This window comes from Coleofasciculus sp. FACHB-712 (assembly GCF_014695635.1).
Taxonomy (GTDB): Bacteria; Cyanobacteriota; Cyanobacteriia; order Cyanobacteriales; family FACHB-T130; genus FACHB-T130.
Window position 1 is genome coordinate 1 of record NZ_JACJOQ010000394.1, and the last position, 2,059, is coordinate 2,059.

Genomic DNA, 2,059 nt, shown 5'->3' on the forward strand with positions numbered 1-2,059 from the left:
TGGGAATCTGTGCGCCTAGGTAAATTGATTTTTAAGTTAAGTTTGCAGCTATTTGAGTGTAGTGAATACTTAAATTAGCTGGTTAGATAAATAGCGATCGCACCCGATTACTCTCCTAAACCCATAAAATAAATCAACAGCTTGAATGGCAGGGGTAGTGGCGCGTGAAGTTGTCGTCAAAGGGTGTTTATAAAGTCGAAAGTCAGGCAAAAGAGCAATCCGATCGCGTAGCTTCGCCGGTACAGTACGACCTGCAACCGATTAACAGACTTTTAGCGGTTGCTGCTTCTAAGGGTACTTACCATCTGCATCCCTCAGAAGGGCATCAAACACCACTAGGATGCCCCAGAATGCCAGCGTCTTTACAAGTGCGGCAGTATCAACAGGAAGCCGTTGCTAGCTGGTTTGCCAATCAAGGCAGAGGGACGCTGAAGATGGCGACGGGGAGTGGGAAGACGATTACGGCGCTAGCGATCGCCACCTCACTCTATCAACAAATTGGCTTGCAAGTGTTGCTGGTAGTGTGTCCCTATCGACATCTGGTGACACAGTGGGCGCGAGAATGCGAGAAATTTGGACTACAGCCAGTTTTAGCTTTTGAGAATGTACGCAACTGGCAGAGTCAGCTATCAACGCAACTCTACAATCTGCGTTCTGGCAATCAACGGTTTCTCACACTCATTACAACAAATGCCACCTTGATGAGTGAAGGATTGCAATCTCAACTTAAATATTTTCCAGACAAAACGCTAATTGTAGGAGATGAAGCGCATAATCTCGGTGCAAGGCAGTTGGAGAAGAGTTTGCCTTCTAAAGTGGGGTTAAGACTGGCGCTTTCGGCAACACCAGAACGGTATTTTGATGATGAAGGAACGCAATCTTTATTTGATTATTTTGGCAGAGTTTTAGAGCCGGAATTTACGCTGAAAGATGCAATTCAACAGGGGGCGTTGGTGCATTATTTGTACTACCCTATCCTGGTAGAACTAACAGAGGCAGAAGCCCGTGCTTATGTAAAATTAACCGCTAGGATTGGCAGGGCGCTGTTGTTCCAGGAACGCGAGAACGGTGCTAGCAAAAGCAATTGGGAAGACCAGGAAAAACTCAAGCCATTGTTGATGCAACGGGCGAGATTAATTGGCGCTGCTACCAACAAGTTAACTGCTTTGCGCCAGTTAATGAGTAAACGCTTGGACATGACGCACACTTTATTTTATTGCGGAGATGGTTCTGTAGAAAGCACGCGCCAATTGAAAGCGGTTGCTAAAATTTTGGGAGATGAATTGGGATACCGAATTAACACCTACACTGCCCAAACTCCATTATCAGAAAGAGAAAATTTGCGGTGTCAATTTGAGTCGGGAGATTTACAAGGTTTGGTGGCGATTCGGTGTCTAGATGAGGGTGTCGATATTCCAGCAATTCAGAATGCTGTAATTTTAGCCAGTAGCAGCAATCCGCGCCAATTTATTCAGCGTCGAGGACGAATTTTGCGCCCTCACCCAGGCAAGCAACGCGCTACTTTATTTGACATGATTGTAGTGCCGCCAGAGTTAGATCGGGAAACTTTGGAAGTAGAACGCAATTTGTTAAGAAAGGAATTGCGGCGATTTGTAGAGTTTGCTGACTTAGCGGATAATGCGGGCGAAGCCAGAGTAAAATTACTGGATTTACAGAGAAACTACGAGTTAATGGATATGTAATGCTTTGGCTGAATCTAGTATTCCTTAATGGGTTGTAAAAGCAAATATACCTGGCGATTAGAAATCGCGGCTACACAAACAAAGTCCGCCTACGCGGACTTCTGAAACCCGCGTAGGCGGGTTTAGTTGAATAAATGCGAAGCAACTTCTGCCCCCCTTCTTCCGAAGGGGGGTAAGCAGGGTGGTTTCATACAAACAGAGAAAAATGAGAATAATGCTTGAAGGTGATTGAAAATCAACCAATAGACCTCTTGCATGAATCAAGAAAATGAGCCAAAAGTAGGTAAGCGTTACTGAATCTGCTCATGCTCTACCAACAGTTGAAAGTCCTCAATCCGAGCGCCTTCAGACGGGCG

Annotated in this window: 1 protein-coding gene; it reads left to right on the plus strand. The window is 45.4% G+C overall.

Going from position 1 to position 2,059, the window contains the following annotated elements:
* The first annotated feature begins 305 nt into the window (after window positions 1-305).
* Window positions 306-1,703 (plus strand): DNA phosphorothioation system restriction enzyme, encoded by a 1,398-nt coding sequence (locus H6F50_RS11550; RefSeq protein WP_347277159.1) that lies wholly within the window; start codon window positions 306-308, stop codon window positions 1,701-1,703.
* Window positions 1,704-2,059: the final 356 nt, after the last annotated feature.